Raw genomic sequence first — 25,841 nt, forward strand, 5'->3', positions numbered from 1 at the left:
TCATGGCAGCCGGCCCGGCTACAGTGTAGGAGGCGTTGACGGGCTTTGCCGTGGCCCGCAGTGAGAAACGCTAGTCCTCCTCATCGAACCCGCTCAGGCTGCCGCTGTCGACCAGCGTGGCCAGCAAGCGATCGGCGTCGGGGTACGCAAGCAGTGAGGCATCGATCATCGGGCTCGAGGTCAGGCGTTGCGCCAATGCCAGATCACAGACCATGGCGTCGCCGTCGACGAACAGCGTGGCGCGGGATTCGTCCAGTTGGCGCCAGGCGAAGCGCGACCCGAGCGTACGGGAAAGTTCCCCGCCCGCTTCGAGCGCGGCCCGCAATTCTGCCGCCGGGGTCGGTTCCTCGGCGGGCACCAACTGGTCGAGATACTTGGGCTGGGTCATGGCGCGGCCGAACCACTGCGCGATCTGTTCGGGGCGGTCGATGGCGTCCAGCAACAGCCGGCGTACTCGCTCGACCGCCTGATCGTCGAGCTCGCCGGGACGGGCCGGCGGCTGCAGATCGGCATCGCCATAACGCTGGCTATCACCGAGCTGCTCGCCGATGTAGTCGGCGAAGGCGGTCACGATCTCGTCGGCCGACGGCGCGCGAAAACCGATCGAAAAGGTCAGGCAGTCGTCGGACTGGCTGACGCCGTGATGGGCGACCCCCGGCGGGAGATAGAGCATGTCGCCGGGCTCCAGTACCCAATCCTGGCCGGCCTGGACCGCGAAGTTCTCGAGAATGCGCAGATCGATTCCCGGGACCAGTCCGGCGTCGGCGCCGGGACTGCCCCCCAGCTGCCAGTGGCGGCGTCCGCTGGCCTGGAGCAGAAAGACGTCGTACTGGTCGACGTGCGGCCCGACGCTGCCGCCCGGCGGAGCGTAGCTGACCATGATGTCGTCGAGACGCCAGCGCGGCAGGAAATCGAAGCTTTCGAGCAGTTCGGCCACTTCGGGCACATAGTGATCCACCGCCTGCACCAGCAGCGACCAACCGTTCTCCGGCAGGCGCGTGAAGGTATCTTCGTCGAACGGGCCGTGGCTGACCTGCCATGCCTTGTCCGGGCCATTCTCTTCCACCAGGCGTGCCTCGACTCCCTCCTCGCAGGCGAGCCCGGCGAGATCGTCCGGTTCCAGCGGCGAGACGAAGCCGGGCAGGGCACCACGAATCAGCAGCGGTGATTTCTGCCAGTGCCGGCTCAGGAACTGGGCGGCGCTCAGGCCACCCAGCAATTGTCGTGGCGTGTTGGAGGACATGGTTACCACCTCGTTTCGGACGTAGAGGTTGCGGGGCAGCGTGGACGATTGCTTACCATACTATGTTCGTCGCTTGTTGCTCGTCGCTTAAAGCTTGCGCGCCTGCTCCACCGCGTTGCCGATGTAGCGGGCCGGCGTCAGTGCCTTGAGCTCGGCCTTGACCGCATCCGGCAGCGCCAGGGTGTCGATGAAGGCGGCGAATCCGGCCTGGTCGATGCGCTTGCCGCGGGTCAGCTCCTTGAGCTTCTCGTAGGGCTTCTCGATGCCGTAACGGCGCATCACGGTCTGGATCGGCTCGGCGAGCACTTCCCAGCTCTGGTCGAGGTCGTCGTCGAGGCGCTGCGGATTGGCCTCGAGTTTGCCGATGCCCTTAAGCGTTGCCTGGTAAGCGATCAGGCCGTAGGCCAGCCCCACGCCGAGATTGCGCAGCACGGTGGAGTCGGTCAGGTCGCGCTGCCAGCGAGAAATCGGCAGCTTGCGCGCGAGATGGTCGAGCAGGGCATTGGCCAGCCCCAGGTTGCCTTCGGAGTTCTCGAAGTCGATCGGGTTGACCTTGTGCGGCATGGTCGACGAGCCGATCTCGCCTTCCACCGTGCGCTGCTTGAAATAACCCAGCGAGATGTAACCCCAGATGTCGCGATCGAAGTCGATCAGAATGGTGTTGAAGCGGCTGATGGCATCGAAAAGCTCGGCCACGTAATCGTGCGGTTCGATCTGCGTGGTGTAGGGGTTGAAGGTGAGCCCCAGGGATTCGACGAACGTCTTGGCGTTCTCGGCCCAGTCGATCTCGGGATAGGTCGCCAGGTGGGCGTTGTAGTTGCCTACCGCGCCGTTGATCTTGCCCAGCAGCTCGACCGACTCGATCTGCTTGAGCTGACGCTTCAGGCGATAGGCGACATTGGCCATCTCCTTGCCCAGGGTGGTCGGGCTGGCGGTCTGGCCATGGGTGCGCGAAAGCATCGGTTGTTCGGCATGCTCGCTGGCCAGCCGGGCAATGGCGTCATGGACCTGATGCATGACCGGCAGCAAGGCGTCGAGACCATCGCGCAGCATCAGTGCGTAGGACAGGTTGTTGATGTCTTCGCTGGTGCAGGCGAAGTGCACGAATTCGGTGATCGCATGCAGCTCGGGCTGCCCGGCGATCGCCTCCTTGATGAAATACTCCACCGCCTTGACGTCGTGGTTGGTGGTACGCTCGATGGTCTTGATGCGTTCGGCATCCTGCAACGAGAACGCCTTAACCAGCTTGTCCAGGAACGCCTGCGCTGCGGCCGACAGCGGCGGCACTTCGGCAATGTCTGGGTGCGCCGCCAGACGCTCCAGCCAGCGCACCTCGACGGTAACCCGGGCGCGGATCAGGCCGAATTCGCTGAAATGCTCGCGCAGTGGCGTGGCCTTGTCGGCATAGCGCCCGTCGACGGGTGAAAGGGCGGTCAGTGCGGAGAGTTCGTTCATCGAAGATTCCCAAAGCGTCGCACGAGTGGAAGGCTCGTGGTTAAGAAAACGTACGGCCCGAGGATCAATGCTCGTCGAGACCGCGCAGGGCGCGTTTGATGGCGCCGCGTTGAAAGATCAGTCGCCAGCGGCGACCGCCCTGTTGATGCCAGAGCAGGGCGAAGCGTACGCCGCCGAGCAGCGCCGTGCGGATGCGTTCCGGCATCATCCGGCTCTGCAGCAGGCTCGGTTCGCCCTGTACCACGATCCGGTAACGGAACGTCGAAAGCGTTTCCTGATACAGCTCGCCGAGGCTGGCGATCACGTTCTCGTGAGTGTCGCCGAAGCGTTCGGCCTGCGCCTGTACCCGGCCCAGTCGCTCGCCCAGCGTGCGCATCATGGCGTCGTCCTTGCGCAGCTTCTGCATCAGCAGCACCATCGAGAAGGCGTAGCGCATCACCGCGGGTTCTGTCTGCTGACGCGACATCACGGCCACCAGGGTATCGATCCCCTGGCGCAGATTGTTGTGATGCCCACCATAGATCGATTCGAAGGTCGGCGGGTTGGTTTCCAGCGTGGCACGGACCAGCGTGTTCCAGGCGCGCTCGTCGCACTGGCCGGTGCGGGCGAGCTGGTCGACCACGGTCGCGGCCTGGAACACGCCTGCAAGCGCCAGGGCCTGGCGGCCGTTGGCGTCGAGCGGTGCCGATTGTATGGGCGTCGGATTCATGCCGAACGCTGGCTCCCTGTCGTCGGGGTGAGTGCGGCAGTGGCATCGCCGGCCGTTGCCGTGGCGCGGATCACGGCGCCGCCCAGACAGACGTCGCCATCGTAAAGGACCAGCGACTGCCCCGGCGTCACGGCGCGCTGAGCGTCGTCGAAGCACACCTCGAGACCGCCATCGGCCAATATTGCCACCTCGCAGGGTACGTCCTGCTGGCGATAGCGGGTCTTGGCGCTCAGGCGGGTCTCGATCGGCGGCCGGCCGGAAACCCAGGCCGCCGGCTCGCAGTAGGCGATATCGCTGTAGAGCAGCGGATGCTCGCCCTGGACGACGATCAGCACGTTGCGCTCGAGATCCTTGGCGGCGACGAACCACGGGTCCTCGCTGTGATCCTTGAGCCCGCCGATGCCGAGTCCGCGGCGCTGGCCGAGGGTGTAGTACATCAGCCCCATGTGTTCGCCGACCACGTCGCCTTCTGGCGTTTCGATGCGGCCCGGCTGGGCCGGCAGGTACTGCTTGAGGAAATCGCTGAAGCGCCGCTCGCCGATGAAGCAGATGCCGGTGGAGTCCTTCTTGCGCGCGGTGGCCAGACCATGGCGCTCGGCCAGTGCGCGAACTGCGGATTTTTCCAGCTCACCGACCGGAAACAGCGTGCGTGCAATGGCCTCGCCTGGCACGGCATGCAGGAAGTAGCTCTGATCCTTGTTGGGATCCAGCCCCTTGAGCAACTGTGCCGTGCCGTCATCGACGAGGCGCCGGCGCACATAGTGGCCAGTGGCGATGAGATCCGCTCCGAGCATTTCGGCATAGTCGAGAAAGACTTTGAACTTGATCTCGCGGTTGCACAGGATATCCGGATTCGGCGTGCGCCCGGCCTGATACTCGGCGAGAAAATGCTCGAAGACGTTGTCCCAGTACTCGGCGGCGAAATTGGCCGTATGCAGCTTGATGCCCAGGGTGTCGCAGACGGCCTGGGCGTCGGCCAGATCCGTCATCGCCGTACAGTACTCGGTGCCGTCGTCTTCATCCCAGTTCTTCATGAACAGGCCCTCGACGCGGTAGCCCTGCTCGATGAGCAGCAGGGCGGTCACGGAGGAATCGACGCCACCGGACATACCCACGATGACTTTTTCGGCGCCGTCATTCGCGGCGGCATGGGAAGGAGGGCTGACAAGCGTCATGGCGATTCTCTGCAAATAGAGGCCACGTTCGCCGGACCCAAAGCCCCACGAACGCGTACCGCCTGAATAAATGACCGGCGATTATAGCCGAAAGCGTGTCGCCGCATCGAGTCCAACGGCGCTGTCGCCGCGGCGGCGCCCGTGTCGATCGAGATCGCCGTGCTCAGCGTTCGCGGATGAGATCCAGCGGAAACCGCCGGCCGTCGCGTACGTCGCGCAGCCGCTGCATGACCACCGGGCTGCGCAGACGCCTCGCCCGCTCGAGATCGTCGATTTCGTCGAAGGTCAGCCAGTGGGCGCTGACGATGCCTTTGTCCAGCGGATTGCCGAGGTGCGCCAGCGGCAGTCCGACGAAGGCGTGACTATGGAAGGTGAGGCCGTCCGGGGTCTGATGGACGTAAAGACCTAGGTAATCGGTGATCGCCACCTGCCAGGCCGACTCCTCGCGCACCTCGCGCTCGGCGGCGCCGACCAGACGCTCGCCGCGCTCCAGGTGACCGGCGGGCTGGTTGAACAGGCTGAACGGTCCGCCGCGATCCTCCTCGACCATCAGATAACGACCGGCTCGTTCCACGACCACGGCAACGGTCACGCGGGGTGCCCAGCGATTCATGTCATCACTCTCCTGACCTCGAGATACCGGCTCGCGCATCGACGCCGCAAGCTTGTGCCGATCATACCCGGTCTGCGTCGTCGAAGACCATTATGCATGCCGGTGCATCGGCAGCTCTGCGACAGGGAGATCCGGCTCAGGCTGGGGTGTCAGCGGCTCGCGGCGCAAAAAGGCGCCCTGGTGGCTCGCGTGGTGTTGGCGATACGCTCGAGGCAGGACTATTTTTCGAGAGAGGCTTGCATACGGGCCCTATCGGCCGCATCTTCAAGGAACTTCGGGTCTTCAACGGTATCCAATACCTCACTGAGTCCCCTCGATGTGCTGAGCCGATGCATCCGGGGATTCATCCTTACTGTGCTTGAAACCGTATGTCAGAAATCGTAGATAGCGTGTTGTCTCACCCCAAAGGGGGATCGACGCACATGGGTATGACGCGTCCTCCCGAGCCTGGTCATGAAGAACAGGGTGACGTCGCCGAACAGGTGTCGGACCCGCAGCTGGCGCCGCCACCCATGTACAAGGTCGTGCTATACAACGATGACTACACTCCCATGGAGTTCGTCGTCGAGGTACTGCAGCGATTCTTCGCCATGGATAGCGAAAAGGCCGTCCAGATCATGCTGGCCGTCCATACCCAGGGCAAGGCGACCTGCGGCATCTTCACGCGAGACGTGGCCGAGACCAAGTGTCATCTGGTCAATGAATATGCACGCGAGTGTGAGCATCCATTGCTGTGCGACGTGGATGCGGCGGAGTAGGGAGCGGACGTATCGTCAACGTTTCAACGTTGAGGACTTGCGAAACCGCTGTTTGTGCCCGATTGTGAAAGTGCCGACCGACGCCCTCAGTGGCTAAAAGGGGACTGCCATGTTGAGTAAAGAACTTGAACTCACCCTGAACACGGCCTTCACCGTGGCGCGTTCCAAGCGACACGAGTTTATGACCGTGGAGCACTTGTTGCTGGCGCTTCTCGATAATGCTTCGGCAGCCGATGTGCTGAACGCCTGTGGGGCGAATCTGGAAAAGCTTCGTGCCGACCTGCAGGATTTCATCAATTCCACGACGCCGCTGATTCCCGAGGACCAGGAGGACCGGGAAACACAGCCCACGCTGGGCTTCCAGCGCGTGCTTCAGCGTGCCGTCTTCCACGTGCAATCCTCCGGCAAGAGTGAAGTCACCGGCGCCAACGTGCTGGTCGCGATCTTCTCCGAGCAGGAGAGCCAGGCAGTCTACTTCCTCAAGCAGCAGAGCGTGGCGCGGGTCGATGCGGTGAACTACATCGCCCACGGCATCTCCAAGGTGGCCGGCCATGGCCAGTCGTCGCAGCAGCCTTCCCAGGAGTCCGAGGACGGCGAGGAAGCGGCGACCGAGAACGGCCAGAGCCCGCTGACCAGCTATGCCACCAATCTCAACGAGCAGGCGCGTCTGGGCAAGATCGATCCGCTGATCGGTCGTGACCACGAACTCGAGCGGGTGGTACAGATACTGGCGCGCCGGCGCAAGAACAACCCGCTACTGGTGGGCGAGGCCGGCGTCGGCAAGACCGCCATCGCCGAGGGCCTGGCCAAGCGGATCGTCGAAGAGGACGTGCCCGACGTCATCGCCGATGCGGTGGTCTATTCCCTCGACATGGGCGCGCTGCTGGCGGGCACCAAGTATCGCGGTGACTTCGAGAAACGTCTGAAGGGACTGCTGGCCGAGCTGCGCAAGCAGGACAACTCGATCCTGTTCATCGACGAAATCCACACCGTGATCGGTGCCGGTGCGGCTTCCGGGGGAGTGATGGATGCCTCCAACCTGCTCAAGCCGCTGCTCTCCTCGGGTGAGTTGCGCTGTATCGGCTCGACCACCTTCCAGGAGTTCCGAGGCATCTTCGAGAAGGACCGGGCGCTGGCGCGCCGTTTCCAGAAGGTCGACGTGCCCGAGCCTTCCGTCGAAGACACCATCCGCATCCTCAAGGGGTTGCGCGGTCGCTTCGAGGAGCACCATCAGCTGAAATACACCGACGGGGCGCTGGAAAGTGCCGCGCGACTGGCCGATCGCTACATCAACGATCGACATCTGCCGGACAAGGCGATCGACGTGATCGACGAGGCCGGAGCGCATCAGCGGCTGCTGCCGCCAGAGGCGCGTATCGCCACCATCGACACCGACCAGGTCGAAGCCGTGGTCGCCTCGATCGCGCGGATTCCGCCGAAGAGCGTCTCCAGCTCGGATCGCAAGTTGCTCTCCAACCTGGAGCGTGATCTGAAGATGCTGGTATTCGGTCAGGACGAGGCAATCACCAGCCTGGCAGCGGCGATCAAGCTGTCACGCGCCGGTCTCAAGTCGCCAGACAAGCCGGTCGGCAGCTTCCTGTTCGCCGGTCCCACCGGGGTCGGCAAGACCGAGGTGGCGCGGCAGCTGTCGCACCTGATGGGCATCGACCTGGTGCGCTTCGACATGTCCGAGTACATGGAGCGGCACACCGTGTCACGTCTGATTGGTGCACCGCCGGGCTATGTCGGTTACGACCAGGGCGGATTGCTGACCGAGGCGATCAACAAGCAGCCGCATTGCGTACTGCTGCTCGACGAGATCGAAAAGGCGCACCCCGAGGTCTTCAACCTGCTGCTGCAGGTCATGGATCACGGACGCTTGACCGACAACAACGGGCGCGAGGCCGACTTCCGGCACGTGATTATCATCATGACCTCGAATGCCGGTGCCGAGCAGATCGCGCGTCGTTCGATCGGCTTCCAGACTCAGGACCACTCCACCGATGGTATGGAAGTGATTCGCCGCACCTTCACGCCGGAGTTCCGCAACCGTCTCGACGGCATCATCCAGTTCCATGGCCTCGAGCCGTCCATCGTGCGCAACGTGGTCGACAAGTTCCTGGTCGAACTGCAGGCACAGCTGGACGAGAAACGCGTGCAGCTGGATGTGGACGACGAGGCCCGTGCCTGGCTCGCCGAGAAGGGCTACGATCCGGAGATGGGCGCGCGTCCGATGGCCCGCGTGATTCAGGAGAAGCTGAAGAAACCGTTGGCAGAGATGATTCTGTTTGGCGACCTGGCCGAAAACGGTGGCATCGTCCATGTGCGGGTCGAGAACGACGAGCTGCAACTGGAGACCGAGGCCGAAGTGGCCTAGGCAAACACTGCCTAAACGTCTGCGCCTCGCCATGGCAACATGGCGAGGCGTTTTTCGATTCGTGTCTTGTCGATGACGCCCGCCGGATCGGCATACGGTGATCAGGGGCGCTCAAAGGTAGGCGGGAAACATCCCGGCATCAGGGCAGGAGTCTGTGAGGCGTGGTCTTTCGACTCAGCGTGAACGGTAGACGATACGGCCTTTGGAGAGGTCGTAGGGAGTCAGTTCGACCTTGACCTTGTCGCCGGTCAGGATGCGGATGTAGTTCTTGCGCATCTTGCCGGAGATGTGAGCGGTCACGACATGGCCGTTTTCCAGCTCGACGCGGAACATGGTGTTGGGCAGCGTGTCGACGACGACGCCTTCCATCTCGATATGATCTTCTCGTGCCATATAGGCGATCCCTCTTCAACGTTTGGTGTTGGACCGCACGGCCGGCGTTCAACGCAATCTGCCGCGAACGGCGGCATTGCCATCCACGGTCCCGACGAGTCAGCCCGACCCGGGCCTAAAGTGCGCGATATTATGGGCTATCTTGCTCTGGAAGGCAAAATTCGGCTCACGTCAAGGCGGCGGCCGGCACGACACGCTGCCAGCGACCGCCATTGAGATACTCCAGGGGCTGGTAATCGTGCTTGTAGCGCATTTTCTGACATGCCCGAATCCAGTAGCCCAGATAGACATGGGGGAGATTGCGCTTACGCGCCAGTTCGACCTGGCTGAGAATGGCGAAGGCGCCGAGCGAGCGGCGTTCGAAGATCGGATCGGGATCGAAAAAGGTATAAATCGCCGACAGGCCATGGCCCAGCAGGTCAGTGGCCGCGACGGCGATCAGCTGATCGCCGAGCCGGAACTCCAGTAGTTTGGCGAAGGGGTGGGCCTGGGTCAGGAACATACGGTACTGCTCGCGGCTTGGCGGGAACATGTCGCCATCGGCATGCCGCATGCGAATATAACGTGCATAGAGCGCGTAGTGCTGCTCGTCGAACTCCGTCGGCCGTAGTCGCAGCGTCAGGTCGCGATTGCGATTCATGAGCTTGCGCTGGGTGCGTGACGGCGTGAAATCCTCGACCGGAATACGCACCGAGATACAGGCATTGCAGGACTCGCAGTGGGGGCGATAAAGGTTGCCGCCGCTGCGCCGGAAGCCGAGCAGTGTGAGCGCATCATAGACATCCGGGGTCGGCGGCTCCTGGGGATCGAGAAATAGTGTCGTTGCCTCCCGGCCAGGGAGATAACTGCACGGATGCGGCACCGTCAGGAAGAAGCGAAGGTCGCGCGCCTGACGCTGCGGGCTGGAGCTATTCGCACTGTCGCTGCTCACGTCTTCTCCGTTGGCCACAAACCGGCCGGACTGGGTACGTTGACGTTGCTTTCAAGGTAGTCGATGAACGTCTCTCGGGCGATATCGCGCGCGCCCATGCTGGCCAGGTGTGCGGTATGCATCTGGCAATCGATCAAGGCAAATCCATGCCGCTCGAGGCGTTGCGCCAGGTGGACGAGCGCCACTTTGGATGCGTCCGGGCAGCGACTGAACATCGACTCGCCGAAAAACACGCGGCCGAGCGACAGGCCGTAGAGCCCGCCGACGAGTTCCCCGTCGCGCCAGACTTCGACGCTATGCGCATGCCCCAGGCCGTGAAGACGACGATAGGCGAGCTGCATGGCGTCATCGATCCAGGTGCCCTCGGCGCCCGCGCGGATATCCGCACAGTTGTGAATCACCGAGTCGAACGCGCGATCGAAAGTGACATGAAAGCCGCCGTTCCTGAGTCGTTTGGCGAGACTGCGGCGAATGCGAATTTCGCTTGGAAACAGCACCATCCGCGGGTCGGGCGACCACCACAGTACCGGCTGGCCATCGGCGTACCAGGGAAAGATACCGCGCCGGTAAGCGGCCAGCAGCCACTCCGGTGTCAGATCACCGCCTGCGGCCAACAATCCGTCTGGCTCGTCGAGCGCTTCGGAGACCGGGGGGAAAGCAACGATATGGGGCGGTAGCCAGGGCAACATGCGGTGATCCAAATGGCAGACAGGCATCAGCATAACAATCCGGCCGGTGACATTCCCGCGACACGTTTTATCTAAAGTCTGACTCAGATTCGTGTCGTTGCTGCCGATAGAGTCACTGACCCCATAATATGTGGAAAGACTCATGGCTTCACTCCGACAGCGTCTTCGCCATGCCGGCATTGGCACCAAGCTAGCCTTGATCGTGGGGCTGTTGCAGGTGGTGGTTCTGCTGGGCCTGGCTTACGCCATGGTTCAGGCCAGCACCGGCCAATTGCGCCAGGCCACCGAACACGAACTCAGGACGCAACAGGCTTCGATCGCCGATATGCTGTCACTGTTCGACTACAGTCTGCAGCAACAGGCCGATCGTTTTCTCGACATTTTTCAAAGCCAGTACATGGGGCGCTATACCCTGGATCCCGATGACCACGTGACGGTGGCGGGGCGCGAGACGCCGGTACTCAAGGATGGTCTCGAGGTGCTCAATGACAATACCTGGAAGCTCGATCGTTTCACCGAGCAGACCGGCACGCCGGCGACCATTTTTGCCCGCGACGGCGACGATTTCGTGCGCATTGCCACGTCGCTCAAAAACGCTGACGGTGAGCGCGCCATGGGCACGCTGCTGGATCGCCAGGGCAAGAGTTACGCCAAGCTGACGAAAAACGAGCCCTACATCGGCCTGGCCCAGCTTTTCGGCACGCCTTATATCACCAAGTACCAGCCGATCCAGGACGGCGACGGCCAGGTGATCGGCGCGCTGTTCGTCGGTGTCGACATCAGTGCCGAAATGGGCCAGGTCCAGGATCGCATTCGTAAAATGGCGATCGGCAACGACGGCTACACCATGCTGATCTCGGCGGCCGGCGAACATTCGGGCGAGGTGCTCGCCGGTGGACCCTACGAGGGGCAGAACCTGCTTGAAGACGCCCACGCTGACGTTTTTGCTCCGCTCTTTGCTCAGCATGAAGGGCAGCTCGAATACACCTCCGCCGATCGCGGCGACGAGCGACTGGTGTCCTATACCCGCTATCCGGACTGGCAGTGGGTCGTTGCCGGCTCGGTCTCGATGGATGAGATCGAGGCCGGCCTGATCACCGCCCGCAATCGTTTTCTGATCGTCGCCCTGGTACTCGCGGGGGGCTTGAGTCTGGCGCTCTACTGGATATTCAAGCGTCTCGTGACACGTCCGATGAATCGCGCCGTGGCGTTGGCCAGAGCGCTGGCGGAAGGCGATCTGTCGCAGCGTATCGAAACGCAACGGCGCGACGAGATCGGTCAGCTGGTGCTGGCGATGAACGGCATCGGTGATGGTCTCGAGCGCATCGTCGGGCAGGTACGTTCCGCCGTCGACGAAACCGAAAGCCATACTCGGGAACTGGCCACGGGCAACGCCGATCTCGCCTCGCGTACCGAATCCCAGGCTGCCAGTCTCGAGCAGACGGCGGCGAGCACAGAAGAGCTCAACGCGACGGTGCGCCAGAACGCCCAGCGCGCCCAGGAGAGCGACGCACAGGCTAGCCGTACCGTGCAGGCTGCCGGCGAGGCGCAGAAAACGGTCGAAGCCACCGTGGACGCCATGCAACGTATCGACGAGATGGCGCAGAAGATCGCTGAAGTCGTCGGCGTGATCGACAGCATCGCTTTCCAGACCAACCTGCTGGCGTTGAATGCTTCCGTCGAAGCGGCCAGGGCAGGGGAGCAGGGCCGAGGGTTCGCCGTGGTCGCTCAGGAAGTGCGCGGTCTGGCGGAGCGCTGTGCGACGTCGGCACAGGAAATCAAGGCGCTGATCGGGCGAACCGTCGAAGAGGTCGAGGGCGGAAACCAGCGCGCCGCCGAGGCTGGCGAACGGGTCTCCGAAATCGTCTCGCAGATCGAGCGTATCAGTACGCTGGTTTCCGAGATCCGGCTGGCTTCCGAAGAGCAATCCCACGGCATCGAACAGATCAACGTCGCCGTCTCGCAGATCGACGAAACCACCCAAAGCAACGCCGAACTGGTGCGCCAGTCCAACCGCTCGACACAGCAGCTCAGCGAGCAGAGCCGCCGGCTGACGGAGACCGTCGCGCTGTTTCGCTTGCGCGCCGGCGCCCAAGTCACCACGACACTGGCGATACCGGCCGAGTCGGCAGCAGCGGATCGCGCCAAGCGTGTCCTCGCTACCGAGCCGGCTTGAGCGGGAGCGATACGTCAGCGCGCCGTACGGCACCGGCGGCGCGCCTTTGCCCCCTGTGATGTCAGCGCGGGCCCCGGTATGATGGCGGGTTGAGGAAACCGAGCCCGCCGCTGGCCAGCTCGGTGGTTGATCGCCGTTGAGCCGGGCGGAACGGAACGCCGTCGGTGATACGGCAGTTGATTGCGCTACGCCACGCCTAACCGGGCGCGAGGGGGTTGACCGTTTGAGTGCCAAGAGTTCGGCTAACAAGAGCCGTCGTTCATCTGCGCAAGCCAAGGAACAGGCACGACACGTGATCATGCGCCTGCAGGGCGTGACACGTGAGGGTGCCGTCATCCTGTTGCTCGCCATCTGCGTTTTTCTCCTGCTGGCGCTGTTCAGTTACAACCCGGCCGATCCGGGCTGGTCGCACAGCGGGCCCGATCAGTCGATCGCCAACTGGATGGGGCGCATCGGGGCCTGGCTCTCCGATGTGCTCTATTCGCTATTCGGTGCGAGCGCCCTGTGGTGGCCGGGCATGTTCGGCCTGGGGGCGTGGCGCCTCATGCGTCAGCACCAGGTGCAGATCGCCTGGGACCCGATGTCGCTGGCCGTGCATACCGGTGGCCTGCTGCTGCTATTGATGAGCACGACGACGCTGGGGGACCTGCACTTCTACAATCCCGCCAGCGACCTCCCCAATCAGGCTGGCGGCATTCTGGGCAAGGGAATCGCCGGCTCGCTGACGCTTCTGGTCGGCATTCACGGCACCACCTTGATCGCGATCGCCGCCTTCATGTGCGGGTTCACCCTGTTTACCGGCATGTCGTGGCTCACGGTCATGGATGAACTGGGGCGTTCGCTGCATCGGCTTTTCCTCTGGTTGCGCGAACGCACGGCCGAGCGGCGTGAGGCGCGCGAGCAGCGTCGCGCCGACCGTGAACGTGAAGAAGTGCAGGCCGCGCCTCAGCCCGAAGCCGATGCCGTCGACGATGAACTGCTCAAGACGGCATGGTGGGCCAAGCTCCTGCCCTGGAAACGGGCCCCTGATCTGGAGCGCTGGGAAGAGGCGCCGAATGAGACGTACACGATGCGTCAGGAGCCGGCCTGGGAAACCGGCGGCGCCGACAACGGCTCTTCGATGTGGCGCCACGATGGGCGGACCGACATCCCCTGGGACGTGCCGGCACGCACGCCGTCGGCCAAGCGGCCCGAAGCGGCCTACGTCAATCGCCAGCGGCACGACGAGTCGCGCGAGCCGACGCTGAAGCGCATGCCGGACGAACCGTTCGAAGCGCCGGCCCCGTCGGTACGTGAAGACGCCGCGCCCGCGGGGAAGGCCTCTGCTGATGAACCGCAAACGTCCGAGCGCATGCCGTTTCGCGCCGATGTCACCCGACGCCGCATTCCCGATGCGTTTCAGGCGCCGCCGGCTGGCGATGCCGGCGGAGAAGACGCGGCGGAACCGCAGGCTCCGCTGTCGCCAACCGCCGAAGCCGAAGCGCCGGGCGATCCGGGACAGCGGCTCTCCGCCGGGGACGAAGATGCACCCGCCCAGCAGTGGGGTATCCGCGCCGAGCGCCATGAGACGGTGACCGATTGGCGTCGGGTGGCAGCACCGCGTGCTGACGATGACGCTCCGGAGGCCGCATCAATCAAGGCTGACTGGGCGCCCGATGGCGCTACCGAGCCGACGCCCGTTGCGCCGACATCGGCAGCGCAACCTGAGGCCGATCGGGACGATGCCGAGGCGGATGGCGGCAGCCGCGCCGCCACGCCGGGCCCGAGTCGCCCACTACCCGAGATCCGTCGAGAGCCGACCATCGACATCGACGGCGACCATCCGCCGGTGGCCGATGAGCCTGCCCCCGTTTTCGGTGCCTCGACATCGGCATCGCATTCGCCTCTTCCGGCGTCGTCGTCCTCGGTATCTCCGGCCGCGACACCGGCGCACGAGGGGCGTGTCGCCACCGCCGACCAGGCGAGGGCAGCGGCCGAGGATCAGCCGACGCTGTGGACCGTCGAGCATCTGCAGAGTCAGCGTCCGGTGAGCGACGAGCTGCCGGAGCCGACCGGCAATCTGCCTTCGATCCGGTTGACCACCCCGGCCGATCCCGAACAGCCGAACTATACCCCCGAGCAACTGGCGGACATGGCCGAACTGCTGGAGGTGCGGCTGCGCGAATACGGGGTCAAGGCGGAGGTCGTCGAAACCTGGCCCGGACCGGTCATCACGCGCTTCGAAATTCGGCCGGCGGCGGGGGTGAAGGTCTCCAAGATCAGTAATCTGGCCAAGGATCTGGCGCGTTCGCTGATGGTCAAAAGCGTGCGCGTGGTCGAGGTCATTCCCGGCAAGCCGACCGTGGGGATCGAAATCCCCAACCCGCATCGGGCGATGATCCGCATCCGCCAGGTGCTGGATTCCGACGTCTACCAGCAGGCCGACTCGCCGGTGACCCTGGCACTCGGACACGACATCGGCGGCAAGCCGGTAGTGGCCAATCTCAACAAGATGCCGCACCTGCTGGTGGCCGGGACTACCGGCTCGGGTAAATCGGTGGGGATCAACACCATGCTGGTATCGATGCTGCTCAAGGCAACGCCGGACGAAGTGCGCATGATCATGGTCGATCCCAAGATGCTCGAGCTTTCGGTCTACGATGGCATCCCGCACCTGCTGGCGCCGGTGGTCACCGACATGAAGGAGGCCGCCAACGCGTTGCGCTGGTGCGTCGCCGAGATGGAGCGACGCTACAAGTTGATGGCGGCGATGGGGGTGCGCAACATTGCCGGCTTCAATGCCAAGCTCGACGAAGCCGAGCGCCACGGCGCCCAGGTGCAGGATCCGTTGTGGGAGCCGCAACCGTGGGAGATGCACGAGCAGCCGCCGACGCTGGAGAAACTGCCCTACATCGTGGTGGTGATCGACGAATTCGCCGACATGTTCATGATCGTCGGCAAGAAGGTCGAGGAGCTGATCGCGCGTCTGGCGCAGAAGGCGCGTGCGGCCGGCATCCATCTGATTCTCGCCACACAGCGACCCTCGGTCGACGTCGTCACCGGCCTGATCAAGGCCAATATCCCGACCCGTATGGCGTTTCAGGTGTCGTCGAAGATCGACTCGCGCACCATTCTCGATCAGGGCGGTGCCGAGAACCTGCTGGGCCACGGCGACATGCTCTATCTGCCCGCCGGCGCCGGCATGCCGCAGCGCGTTCACGGCGCCTTCGTCGACGACGACGAGGTGCACCGCATCGTCGAGGACTGGAAGCGTCGCGGCGAGCCGGAATACATCGAGGAAATCCTTTCTGGAGGCGTTTCCGCCGATGCCCTGGCCGGCCTCGAAGCCGAGGGGAGCGGCGACGGCGAGGATGCCGAGCAGGACGCGCTCTACGATGAGGCCGTGCAGTTCGTCACCGAGACGCGCCGGGCCTCGATCTCCGCCGTCCAGCGCCGCTTCAAGATCGGCTACAACCGCGCCGCGCGCCTGGTCGAAGCGATGGAGCAGGCCGGTGTCGTTTCCTCGATGGGCAACAACGGCTCGCGTGAGGTGTTGGCGCCGCCACCGGTCGGCAACTGATCCCGACAGATCGGCCGCGGGCAAGGACTCTGCTCCAAACCCGGCGGCCGTTTTGCTGTCCAACGGACATCGATTCAAGACAAGGAATGCATATGCGCATGATGAAGACGCTGGCCCTGGCCGGTTCGATGTTGCTGGCGCCATCGCTGATGGTCCAGACGGCCCATGCTGATCAGGCCTCGGCCGACCGGCTGACGCATCTGCTGGAGCCGCTGAAGACCTACTCGGCGGATTTCGAACAGCAGATCCTGGATGCCTCCGGCTCGAGCTTGCAGGACACCAGCGGCCACATGTGGCTCTCGCGTCCGGGGCATTTTCGCTGGGAAGTCAACGAGCCCTATCGCCAGTTGGTGGTATCCAACGGCGACGAGGTGAGTCTCTACGACCCCGATCTGGAACAGGTCACGATTCAGCCGCTGGACGACCGGGTCACCCACACCCCGGCGCTGCTGCTGTCGGGCAGCGCCTCGGAGCTCTCGCAAAACTACGACGTCACCCGTCAGCAGCAGGGGGCGAGCGAGACCTTCACCCTGGTCCCCAGGGCCAATGACACCTTGTTTGAACAACTGAAGCTGACGTTCTACAGCGAGCAGCTCGGCATGCTGCAGATGACCGACAGCACCGGGCAGCGTACTGCGATCGATTTCAACGATGCCGAGAGCAACGTCGACATCGACCCCGTCAAGTTCGAGTTTCAGATTCCGGAAGGGGCTGACGTGATTCGCGAGCAATCGCCCGCGGCGCCGTGACCGGGTTGCCGCTTTGTCGCCTTGTGGCCACAGGGCAGGATCAGGTGGCCGACAAGGCTACAAATTCGGGCAGGATCAGCTCACCAGCCAACAAGATCGAATTCGCCATGGCTACAAATTCGAGCAAGGGCAGCTCACCACTGTTGAAGTATTGGCCATCCTTCCGCTCGTTATTGCGAGGGGCAAGCCCCTCGCGCTCCCCTTTTTGACGCCACAGACGGCGAAACCCTGAACGCCAATCGCCCGCGCTCGGGTCGGCGCGAAAGGGCATCCCTGCCCAACGCGCCTCTTGCAACATCCCTGTTGCAAGACCCGGCGCGAGCGATCGTCATTCAGCGCCGTTCTGGAAGGCGTCATTGGGGTGACAAATTCGATCTTGTTGGTTGATGAGCCGAATTTGTCGCCTTGGCAAAAATCCTCAGGAAGACCTGTTCAAGGCCTCCCATCAAGAGCCCTCATCCGCCTGTCGGTCCAGTTCGGCACGCCATGCCTGCATCTGCTGGAAGCGCTTTTCCTGACCGAACTCGCTGGGATCGTAGAAGCGGGTCTTGGGCAGATTCTCTGGCCAGCAGTCGTGCCTGCTGCCGGCGGGATAGCCGTCGGGTTCGTTGTGGGCATAGCGATAGCCTTCGCCATAACCCAGTGACGACATCAGCTTGGTCGGGGCATTGCGCAGGTAGATCGGTACCTCCAGGTCGGGATGCTCGGCGACGAACGCCTTGGCCTGGTTCCAGGCCTGATCGATACGGTTGCTCTTGGGGGCGATCGCCAGATGGATCGCGGCGTGGGCGATGGCGCGCTGGCCTTCGTAATCGCCGAGGCGAAGATAGGCATCCCACGCGGCGATCACCAGCGGCAGGGCACGCGGGTCGGCGTTGCCGACATCCTCGGAAGCGATCGCGGCCAGCCGGCGTACCACGTCGAGCGGATCGCCGCCGCCACTGACGAACTGGGCGATATAGAGCAGCGCGGCGTCCGGTCGCGACGAGCGCACCGATTTGTGAATGGCCGACAGCAGGTCGTAGTAGTGCTCGCCCTGCTTGTCGAAGGCGGCGGCCTGGTGACCAATCACCTCGACCACCGCGTCGCAATCCAGATGTTCGCCCTGTTCATCGGTCTTGACGAAGTCGCAGGCAGTCTCGAGCAGCCCCAGCGCCCGGCGGGCATCGCCGGAAGCCGCTCGCGCCAGGATCGACAGCGCTTCGGCGCTGGCACGGATATGGCGTTCGCCGAGGCCGTGAGTTTCATCGCTCAGGGCGCGCTCGAGCACCGTGATCAACTCCTCTTCGTCGAGCGGTTTCAACACATAGACGCGGGCCCGCGAGAGCAGCGCCGAATTGACCTCGAAGGAGGGGTTTTCCGTGGTCGCCCCGACCAGCGTCAGCAGGCCCGACTCCACGTGGGGCAGCAGGGCGTCCTGCTGGCTCTTGTTGAGGCGGTGGATCTCATCGAGGAATAGCAACGTCTGACGCTCGCGCAGGCGAGCCTCCCGGGCGCGCTCGACCGCGGCACGAATCTCCTTGACCCCGGCCATCACCGCGGAGAGCTGCTCCAGGCGCGCGCCGGAGGCCTCGGCGAGTATTTCGGCCAACGTCGTCTTGCCGACGCCCGGCGGCCCCCACAAAATCATCGAACGTACGCTGGCGCTCTCCGCCATTCGCCGCAGCGGCTTGCCCGGACCCACCAGCGCCTGTTGACCGACATAATCCTCCAGCCGTCGCGGACGCATCCGGAAGGCCAGCGGCGCATGATTTTGTGAAGCCCTGTCTCGGGAATGGTCGGCGGCAAAGAGATCCATGGCATCTTCCAGGCTTGCTGTCGGCAACGAAAGGGTACATTTCGCTACAACGATTCAGACATTAGGCGTAGAGCGTTTGGCGAAAAAACCGCTAGGGTATGAAATTCTAGCGCGTCGTTCGTGGTCGGCCCAATCACCATGAGGGATTCGCAGACGGTGTGATAGGGCCTGGTAATAAACGGTACCGGCAAAAACCGTACAGTTGCGACGTCGATCGCCAAAACAAACACTACAATAGGCTCTTGATGGCGGTGTTCGTCGACACTGCCACTGCACGGACAGGAGAACTCCCATGCCCATGCTGACTCAATTGCGCCAGGACCATGCCAACATGGCGCGCCTGCTCCACGTGTTGCAACTCAAGCACAAGACGCTGGCCAGTGGCGAGCGCCCCAACTTCCGGCTGATTCGCGAGGTCGTGGATTACATTCTCGACTATATGCGCGGCTTCACCATTCCGCTGGAACGCATTTGCAGCAAGCAACTGGTGGCCCGCGAATCGCAGATCGACGAGCTCAGCACTCGTCTGGCCGACGACTATCAGCATCTGCACGTGCAATTGATGCGTCTGTCGCAGGACATCGACATGATCCTGATGGACGGTGTCATGCCGATGGACAAGTTCGCCGACGATCTCAAGGCGTATCTCGAGGCCCATCGGGCTTATCTGCGTGCCGAACGCGAGGAGCTCTTTCCGCTGATTCGTGAGCATTTCGACGAGGACGATCTCGCCCGCCTGGCCAGCGAACTCCCGGCGCAGGCCGAATCCGAACTCGCCCGCCTGCAGGAAGCCTATCCCGAGCTCTACACCGAGTTCCGCGACGCTCCATCGCCCCTCGCTTCCTGACACTAGCGTCGTGCCGTTCTGGCACATGCCGATACCTGCCCCGACGGTGATCGCGACTGCGCGGTCGCCGTCGCTTGCGTAGAATATGCGCATGAACACCGGCGGTAGAGCGCTATCCCGCGCCGCGACCGCTCGAGGTCGACATGCCGGCCGTCAGTATCGGCTGACACACTCTCTTTTATTTCCCTTCGTCATCGAGGAGCTTCGTTTGGTCATTCCCGTTATCGAACCGTCGCGTTATGCCGCCCAACTGGAGGCCAAGCGCGAGCGGATCGAGCGACAATTCGCGCCCTTCGCGCCGCCGGCTCTGGAAGTGTTCGCCTCGCCGTCCGAGCACTATCGCATGCGCGCGGAATTCCGCGTCTGGCACGAAGGCGACGATCTGTTCTATGCCATGTTCGAGCCCGATCCCGACGCGCCCCCACAGCGAGGTCGAATGGCCCAGCGGATCGTGCGCGTGGACCGCTTCCCGGTCGCCAGCCGACGCATCAACGACCTGATGCCGGTGCTGCTGGAGGCGATCCGCGACGACTCGCTGATGCGCCGCAAGCTGTTTCAGGTGGAATTTCTCACCACCCTGAGCGGCGAAGCACTGGTCACGCTGATCTACCACAAGCCACTGGACGAAACGTGGGAAGCAAGAGCGCGCCAGTTGCAGGAAACGCTTGGCGTGTCGCTGATCGGCCGCTCGCGCAAGCAGCGCCTGGTGCTCGATCGCGATCATGTCTGGGAACGGCTCGAAGTGGATGGGCACGAGTTCGTCTATCAACAGGTCGAGAACAGCTTCACTCAGCCCAATGCCGAGATATGCCGTTCGATGCTGAGTTGGGCCCGCGACGTCACCCGGGACAGCCACGGCGATCTGGTCGAGCTCTACTGCGGCAACGGCAACTTCACCATTGCCCTGGCGGAAAACTTCCGGCGCGTCGTTGCTACCGAGATTTCACGCACCTCGGTGGCCTCCGCCCAGGCCAATATCGTAGCCAATGGGCTCGACAACGTGCATGTCACGCGGATGTCGGCGGAGGAGTTTTCCCAGGCCCTGGCGGGGGAAAAGCAGGGCCGTCGGGTCGCCGCCATGCGGCTCGACGAGTGCGAGTTCTCCACCGTGCTGGTCGATCCGCCGCGGGTCGGGCTGGATGCCGCAAGTTGCGAGCCGCTGATGCGTTACGAGCGTATCGTCTATATTTCCTGCAATCCCGATACCCTGGCCATCAACCTGACCCAGTTGACCCAGACGCATCGGATCGCACGAATGGCGCTGTTCGACCAGTTTCCGTGGACCGGCCACTGTGAATGTGGCGTATTGCTGGAGCGCCGCCAGACGACCTGAATTTGTCAATAGCCAACGGCGTCGGGCAGTGTTGCCGATGATGCGCAACCGACATGCGCCATGACGAAGCTTCAATTGAATAGGGCGTCCAAGAGCGCTGGCGTAAGCTTCAACCTATTGAATGCGACCGCCATGTCGACGGTCGACGTCAGCCGAGGTGATAGATGCAACACGTCGCGATCGAGGGAAAAACGGAATTTCTGGAGCAGCTGAGAGAGAGGTTGTCGAAGCGGCTGCCCGAGGAGAAGGTAGCGCGGATTACCGCTTTCGCCGAGGATCTCTACGCCACGGCGCCGTTCGAGGAGGCCGCCGACCGTCAGTTGGACGACATCTACGGCGCGACGCTCGCGGCCTGGCACTTCATGCGCACCTTCGATCCCGACGACGCCAAGGTTCGCGTCTTCAATCCCAACTTCGAGGAGCACGGCTGGCAGTCGCCGCATACCGTGGTCGCGGTGTTGCATCGGGACATGCCGTTTCTGGTCGACTCGGTGCGCATGGAGCTCAATCGTCGCGGCCTGACGCTGCATGCGATCCACAACGCCGTGCTGGCGGTGGAACGCGATGCCCGCCACCATGCGCTGCGTATCACCGGCACCCGGGCCAAGCAGGCCCCCGAGGGGCGCGAGTCGATCATTCTGATCGAAGTCGACCGCCACACCGATGCCGAAACGCTGGACGATCTCGAACAAGGACTGCAGGAAGTGCTGCTCGATGTGCGCACCGCGGTCGCCGATTTCGAGCCGATGTGCGACAAGGTGCGCGAGGTCGTCGAAGCGCTGGAGAGCCAGCAGGCGGGCGGCATCACGGCGGCGGACCGGAAAGAGACGATCGCATTTCTCAAGTGGCTGCTAGACGAGCATTTCACCTTTCTCGGTTACGTCGAGAGCCGTATCGTCAGAAGCGGCAAGCAGGTTCGGCGCGAGCGAGTCGACGGCAGCGAACTGGGCGTGTTCAAGCTCGACCAGCCCCGCTACGCCGAGCAGGTGCGTTTCGAGGCGGGCGACGAAGCGGGGCCAACGCCGGAACTGCTGCGATTCGCCAAGAGTGCCTATCACGCCCGTGTCCATCGACCGACCTATCCCGATCATATCGCCGTCACCCGCTACGACCAGAAGGGCAAGGTGATCGGTGAGTGGCGCTTCTTCGGGCTGTTCACCTCGCTGGTCTACAACGAATCGCCGCGTACGGTGCCGGTATTGCGGCGCAAGGTGCAGGCGGTGATCGATGCCGCCGGAGTCAACCCCAAGGGCCACAACGGCAAGTTGCTGTTGCAGATTCTGGAGGTGCACCCACGCGACGAGCTGTTCCAGAGCACCATCGAGGAGCTCAGTCGGACCGCTTTCGGTATTCTCAACATTCGTGAGCGTCGCCGGGTGCGACTGTTCATTCGCGAGGATCGCTGTGGGCAGTTCTACTCCTGCCTGGTGTTCGTGCCGCGCGATATCTTCTCGACCGAACTGCGCCTGCGCATCCAGAACCTGCTGTGCGAGGAACTCGACGCCAGCTTCGCCGACTTCAATCCGTACCTGTCCGAATCGGTGCTGGCGCGGATCCAGTTCACCTTGCGCTTCAACGGCGACAAGCCGGTCGACTTCGACCACCGGGCGCTGGAGAAGAAGGTCATCAATCTGGCCCGCAACTGGCGCGAGGACCTGCATGGCGCGCTGATCGAAAGCTTCGGCGAGGAGCAGGGCAACCGCCAGGCGCAGGCCTTCCGCGATGCCTTCCCCGGTAGCTACCGCGACGACTTCTCGGCACGTACCGCGACCAATGACATTCGTCATCTGCAGGAACTCGATGCCGGCGCGCCGATCGGCGTCAGCCTCTATCACCTGGCCGAGAGCGCCGCCGAGAGCGTCAATCTCAAGCTCTACCACCGCGAGACGCCGATTCCGCTCTCCGACATGCTGCCGGTGCTCGAGAACCTCGGCCTGCGCGTGATCAGCGAGCGGCCGTACCGTATCGCCACCGAGCGCCAGACCTACTGGATTCATGATTTCACCTTCGAGTACCGCGGTGTCGGCGAGGTCGATCTGCGCGGAATGCGCGACAACTTCATCGACGCCTTCACCCGCATTTGGGTTGGCGACGCCGAAAACGATAGCTATAACCGTCTGATCATCGGTGCCGGCCTGGATTGGCGTCAGGTGGCGGTGCTGCGGGCCTATGCACGCTATCTGAAGCAATTGCGCATCGGGCTGGCCCAGGACTACATCGCCAATACGCTGGCGGCATATGCCGACATCACCCGCGGGCTGGCGCGTCTGTTCACGCTGCGGTTCTCCCCCGGAGAGGAACAGGCGCGGGAGTCGCAGTGCCAGGCCTGCATCGACGAGCTCAACGCCATGCTCGATCAGGTCGCCAGCCTCAACGACGATCTGTTGCTGCGCCGCTACGTCGACCTGATCCAGGCCACCGTACGCACCAATTTCTTCCAGCCGCGGGAAGATGGTAGCGCCAAGGAATACATCTCGTTCAAGCTCGAGCCGAGCAAGGTGCCGGGCATGCCCAAGCCGCGGCCGATGTTCGAGGTCTTCGTCTATTCGCCGCGCATGGAAGGCGTCCATCTGCGCGGTGGCAAGGTCGCCCGCGGCGGTTTGCGCTGGTCCGATCGCAACGAGGATTTCCGCACCGAGATCCTGGGGCTGATGAAAGCGCAGCAGGTGAAGAACTCGGTCATCGTGCCGGTGGGCGCGAAGGGCGGCTTCATCTGCAAGCGGATGCCGGGAAACGCCGATCGCGACGCCATTCAGACCGAGGGGATCGAATGCTACCGCGTCCTGATCCGCGGGCTGCTGGATATCACCGATAACCTCGACGGTACCACGGTCGTGCCGCCGCGTTCGGTGGTGCGCCACGATCCCGACGATCCCTACCTGGTGGTCGCCGCCGACAAGGGCACCGCGACCTTCTCCGACTACGCCAATGCGATATCGCTGGAGTATGACTTCTGGCTGCGCGACGCCTTCGCCTCCGGTGGGGCCCAGGGTTACGACCACAAGGGCATGGCGATAACCGCCCGTGGCGCCTGGGAGTCGGTCAAGCGGCATTTCCGCGAGATGGGACTGAACACCCAGAAGGAGACCTTCACGGTACTCGGCATCGGCGACATGGCCGGCGACGTGTTCGGCAACGGCATGTTGCTGTCGGATAAGATCCTGCTGGTCGGCGCCTTCAACCACCGCCATATCTTCGTCGATCCCAAGCCGGATGCGGCCAAGTCGTTCGCCGAGCGCAAGCGGCTGTTCGACCTGCCGCGTTCGAGCTGGTCCGACTACGACGACAAGCTGATCTCCGAGGGCGGCGGAGTGTTCTCACGCGATGCCAAGTCGATTCCGATCTCGGCGCCGATGAAGCAGGCATTTGGCATCAAGGACGACAAGCTGTCGCCCAACGACCTGATCAACGCCATGCTCAAGTCCAAGGTCGATCTGATCTGGAACGGCGGCATCGGCACCTACGTCAAGGCTTCCAGCGAGAGTCACGCGGACGTCGGCGACAAGGCCAACGACGGCCTGCGCATCGACGGGCGCGAGCTCAACTGCCGAGTGGTCGGCGAGGGCGGCAACCTTGGCCTGACCCAGCGCGGACGCATGGAGGCGGCGGCAAAGGGCATCCGCGTCAACACCGACTTCATCGACAACGCCGGCGGCGTCAACTGTTCCGATCACGAGGTCAACATCAAGATCCTGCTCGACGGCATCGTCCAGCGCGGCGACATGACCGAGAAGCAGCGCAATCAGCTGCTGGCCGAGATGACCGACGAGGTGGGCGAGCTGGTGGTGCGCGACAACTATCGCCAGACCCAGGCACTGTCGCTCTCCGAGCTGCAGTCGAAAGAGGGGCTGGGGCCGTATCGCCGCTTCATCAACGAGTTGGAAGCCGCCGGCAGCCTCGATCGCGAGCTGGAATTCCTGCCCAGCGACGAGCAACTGATCGAGCGCGGCAATGCCGATGGCGGTTTGACCCTGCCCGAACTGAGCGTGCTGATCTCGTATGCCAAGAGCACGCTGAAGAGCGATCTGATCGCCGCCGACTTGCCGCCCGATCCGCAGTTGCAGCAGTTCGTGACCAAGGCGTTTCCGGCCACGCTGGCCGAGCGCTACCCGGACGATCTCAATCAGCATCGACTGAAACGCGAGATCGTGGCGACCCAGATCGCCAACGACCTGGTCGATCACATGGGCGTGACCTTCGTGCGCCAGTTGCGCGACTCCACCGGCGCCTCCCGGATGGAGATCGCCCAGGCCTACGTGATCGCCCGCGATAGCTTCGGCCTCAACCGGCTGTGGGAGCAGATCGAGGCGCTCGACTATCGCGTCGACAGTCAGACCCAATACCGCATGATGCTCGACCTGATGCGCCTGTTGCGTCGTGCCACGCGCTGGTTCCTGCGCCACCGCGGCTCGCTCAGCATCAAGGAGTGCGTCGAACAGTTCGGGCCGCAATTGAGCCAGTTGCAGGAAGACATCGGTAACCGTCTCAAAGGCGAGGAGCGCGATACCTGGATCACCCGCCGCGATGAGCTCGTCGAGGCGGGGGTGCCCGAGGCCCAGGCGGCGGTGGTGGCGGCGGCGCCGAGTCTGTACGCCGGTCTGGGCATCATCCAGGCAGCCCGTGCCAGTGGCGAGAAGATCCAGCGTGTCGCCGAGGTCTACTACGCCATCGGCCAGCGTCTGGAGCTGCCGTGGATGATGCAGCAGATCAACAGCCTGGAGGTCCGCGACGGTTGGGAAGCCCAGGCGCGGGAGACCTTCCGTGACGACCTGGATCGTCAGCAACTGGCATTGACCGTCAAGGTGCTCGGCATGTCCGAGGCCCCGCGCGAGGTCGAGCTTCGGGTCGAGCGCTGGCAGGAACAGCACGCGCCGCTGTTCGAACGCTGGAACGCGTTGCGGGCCGAGATCAGCACCGGCAGCCAGGTCGGCTTCCCGCTGGTGGCGGTGGCGCTCCGTGAATTGGTCGACCTTGCCGAGAGTGAAAGCGACGGCTAAGGTGGCTGCAGGCCGGGTGGCGCCCCGGCCTATGGCAGC

At 63.5% G+C, this 25,841-nt stretch carries 18 protein-coding genes; 8 read left to right on the forward strand and 10 right to left on the reverse strand.

What is annotated here, in order from left to right; all coding sequences use genetic code 11:
* Positions 1 to 70: 70 nt before the first annotated feature.
* The 5 genes from DOM57_RS01305 to DOM57_RS01325 form a co-directional block, all read right to left on the reverse strand.
* On the reverse strand, positions 71 to 1,243 hold the full coding sequence (locus DOM57_RS01305; protein WP_110647433.1) for a cupin domain-containing protein: 1,173 nt from the start codon (positions 1,241 to 1,243) through the stop codon (positions 71 to 73).
* A gap of 87 nt (positions 1,244 to 1,330) precedes the next feature.
* Positions 1,331 to 2,698 (reverse strand): adenylosuccinate lyase, encoded by a 1,368-nt coding sequence (gene purB, locus DOM57_RS01310; protein ID WP_110647434.1) that lies wholly within the window; start codon positions 2,696 to 2,698, stop codon positions 1,331 to 1,333.
* A gap of 64 nt (positions 2,699 to 2,762) precedes the next feature.
* Complete coding sequence (hflD, locus tag DOM57_RS01315; protein ID WP_110647435.1) at positions 2,763 to 3,407, reverse strand: high frequency lysogenization protein HflD; 645 nt, start codon at positions 3,405 to 3,407, stop codon at positions 2,763 to 2,765.
* Complete coding sequence (gene mnmA / locus DOM57_RS01320; protein WP_110647436.1) at positions 3,404 to 4,582, reverse strand: tRNA 2-thiouridine(34) synthase MnmA; 1,179 nt, start codon at positions 4,580 to 4,582, stop codon at positions 3,404 to 3,406. The genes hflD and mnmA overlap by 4 nt, the downstream gene beginning before the upstream one ends.
* 163 nt (positions 4,583 to 4,745) lie before the next feature.
* Positions 4,746 to 5,195: an NUDIX domain-containing protein gene (locus tag DOM57_RS01325; RefSeq protein WP_110647437.1), complete on the reverse strand. Its 450-nt coding sequence runs from the start codon at positions 5,193 to 5,195 to the stop codon at positions 4,746 to 4,748.
* 422 nt (positions 5,196 to 5,617) lie between these two features.
* Here DOM57_RS01325 and clpS point away from each other — a divergent pair, with 422 nt between their 5' ends.
* Together clpS and clpA are read left to right on the forward strand one after the other, a co-directional pair.
* Positions 5,618 to 5,953, forward strand: coding sequence for an ATP-dependent Clp protease adapter ClpS (gene clpS, locus DOM57_RS01330; RefSeq protein WP_110647438.1), 336 nt, complete (start codon positions 5,618 to 5,620; stop codon positions 5,951 to 5,953).
* Between the two features lie 109 nt (positions 5,954 to 6,062).
* Positions 6,063 to 8,330 (forward strand): ATP-dependent Clp protease ATP-binding subunit ClpA, encoded by a 2,268-nt coding sequence (gene clpA, locus DOM57_RS01335; protein ID WP_110647439.1) that lies wholly within the window; start codon positions 6,063 to 6,065, stop codon positions 8,328 to 8,330.
* 174 nt (positions 8,331 to 8,504) lie between these two features.
* On the opposite strand, the gene infA is transcribed toward clpA, so the two are convergent.
* The 3 genes from infA to aat form a co-directional block, all read right to left on the reverse strand.
* Positions 8,505 to 8,723, reverse strand: coding sequence for a translation initiation factor IF-1 (gene infA / locus DOM57_RS01340; protein WP_013332816.1), 219 nt, complete (start codon positions 8,721 to 8,723; stop codon positions 8,505 to 8,507).
* A 166-nt stretch (positions 8,724 to 8,889) separates the two neighbouring features.
* A complete protein-coding gene (locus DOM57_RS01345) occupies positions 8,890 to 9,654 on the reverse strand; it encodes an arginyltransferase (protein ID WP_110647440.1) in 765 nt (254 codons plus the stop codon).
* Positions 9,651 to 10,343 carry a leucyl/phenylalanyl-tRNA--protein transferase gene (gene aat / locus DOM57_RS01350; protein ID WP_110647471.1) on the reverse strand — a complete coding sequence of 231 codons (693 nt, stop codon included), beginning with the start codon at positions 10,341 to 10,343 and terminating at the stop codon, positions 9,651 to 9,653. The genes DOM57_RS01345 and aat overlap by 4 nt, the downstream gene beginning before the upstream one ends.
* 142 nt (positions 10,344 to 10,485) lie before the next feature.
* Between aat and DOM57_RS01355 the strand changes: the two genes are divergently transcribed.
* The 3 genes from DOM57_RS01355 (at position 10,486) to lolA (ending at position 16,827) form a co-directional block, all read left to right on the forward strand.
* Complete coding sequence (locus DOM57_RS01355; RefSeq protein ID WP_110647441.1) at positions 10,486 to 12,519, forward strand: methyl-accepting chemotaxis protein; 2,034 nt, start codon at positions 10,486 to 10,488, stop codon at positions 12,517 to 12,519.
* A 298-nt stretch (positions 12,520 to 12,817) separates the two neighbouring features.
* Positions 12,818 to 16,078 carry a DNA translocase FtsK gene (locus tag DOM57_RS01360; protein WP_110647472.1) on the forward strand — a complete coding sequence of 1,087 codons (3,261 nt, stop codon included), beginning with the start codon at positions 12,818 to 12,820 and terminating at the stop codon, positions 16,076 to 16,078.
* 92 nt (positions 16,079 to 16,170) lie between these two features.
* Positions 16,171 to 16,827, forward strand: coding sequence for an outer membrane lipoprotein periplasmic chaperone LolA (gene lolA / locus DOM57_RS01365; protein ID WP_110647442.1), 657 nt, complete (start codon positions 16,171 to 16,173; stop codon positions 16,825 to 16,827).
* A gap of 40 nt (positions 16,828 to 16,867) precedes the next feature.
* Here the strand turns inward: lolA and DOM57_RS01370 are convergent, their stop codons facing one another.
* Together DOM57_RS01370 and DOM57_RS01375 are read right to left on the reverse strand one after the other, a co-directional pair.
* Complete coding sequence (locus DOM57_RS01370; protein ID WP_162619408.1) at positions 16,868 to 17,098, reverse strand: hypothetical protein; 231 nt, start codon at positions 17,096 to 17,098, stop codon at positions 16,868 to 16,870.
* Between the two features lie 174 nt (positions 17,099 to 17,272).
* Positions 17,273 to 18,625 (reverse strand): replication-associated recombination protein A, encoded by a 1,353-nt coding sequence (locus tag DOM57_RS01375; RefSeq protein WP_110647444.1) that lies wholly within the window; start codon positions 18,623 to 18,625, stop codon positions 17,273 to 17,275.
* A 298-nt stretch (positions 18,626 to 18,923) separates the two neighbouring features.
* Here DOM57_RS01375 and DOM57_RS01380 point away from each other — a divergent pair, with 298 nt between their 5' ends.
* The 3 genes from DOM57_RS01380 (at position 18,924) to DOM57_RS01390 (ending at position 25,802) form a co-directional block, all read left to right on the forward strand.
* Positions 18,924 to 19,472: a hemerythrin domain-containing protein gene (locus DOM57_RS01380; protein WP_110647473.1), complete on the forward strand. Its 549-nt coding sequence runs from the start codon at positions 18,924 to 18,926 to the stop codon at positions 19,470 to 19,472.
* A 208-nt stretch (positions 19,473 to 19,680) separates the two neighbouring features.
* Positions 19,681 to 20,805: a tRNA (uridine(54)-C5)-methyltransferase TrmA gene (trmA, locus tag DOM57_RS01385; protein ID WP_110647445.1), complete on the forward strand. Its 1,125-nt coding sequence runs from the start codon at positions 19,681 to 19,683 to the stop codon at positions 20,803 to 20,805.
* 164 nt (positions 20,806 to 20,969) lie between these two features.
* Positions 20,970 to 25,802 (forward strand): NAD-glutamate dehydrogenase, encoded by a 4,833-nt coding sequence (locus DOM57_RS01390; RefSeq protein WP_110647446.1) that lies wholly within the window; start codon positions 20,970 to 20,972, stop codon positions 25,800 to 25,802.
* The last annotated feature ends 39 nt before the right edge of the window (positions 25,803 to 25,841 follow it).

This window comes from Salinicola peritrichatus (assembly GCF_003206715.1).
Lineage (GTDB): Bacteria > Pseudomonadota > Gammaproteobacteria > Pseudomonadales > Halomonadaceae > Salinicola > Salinicola peritrichatus.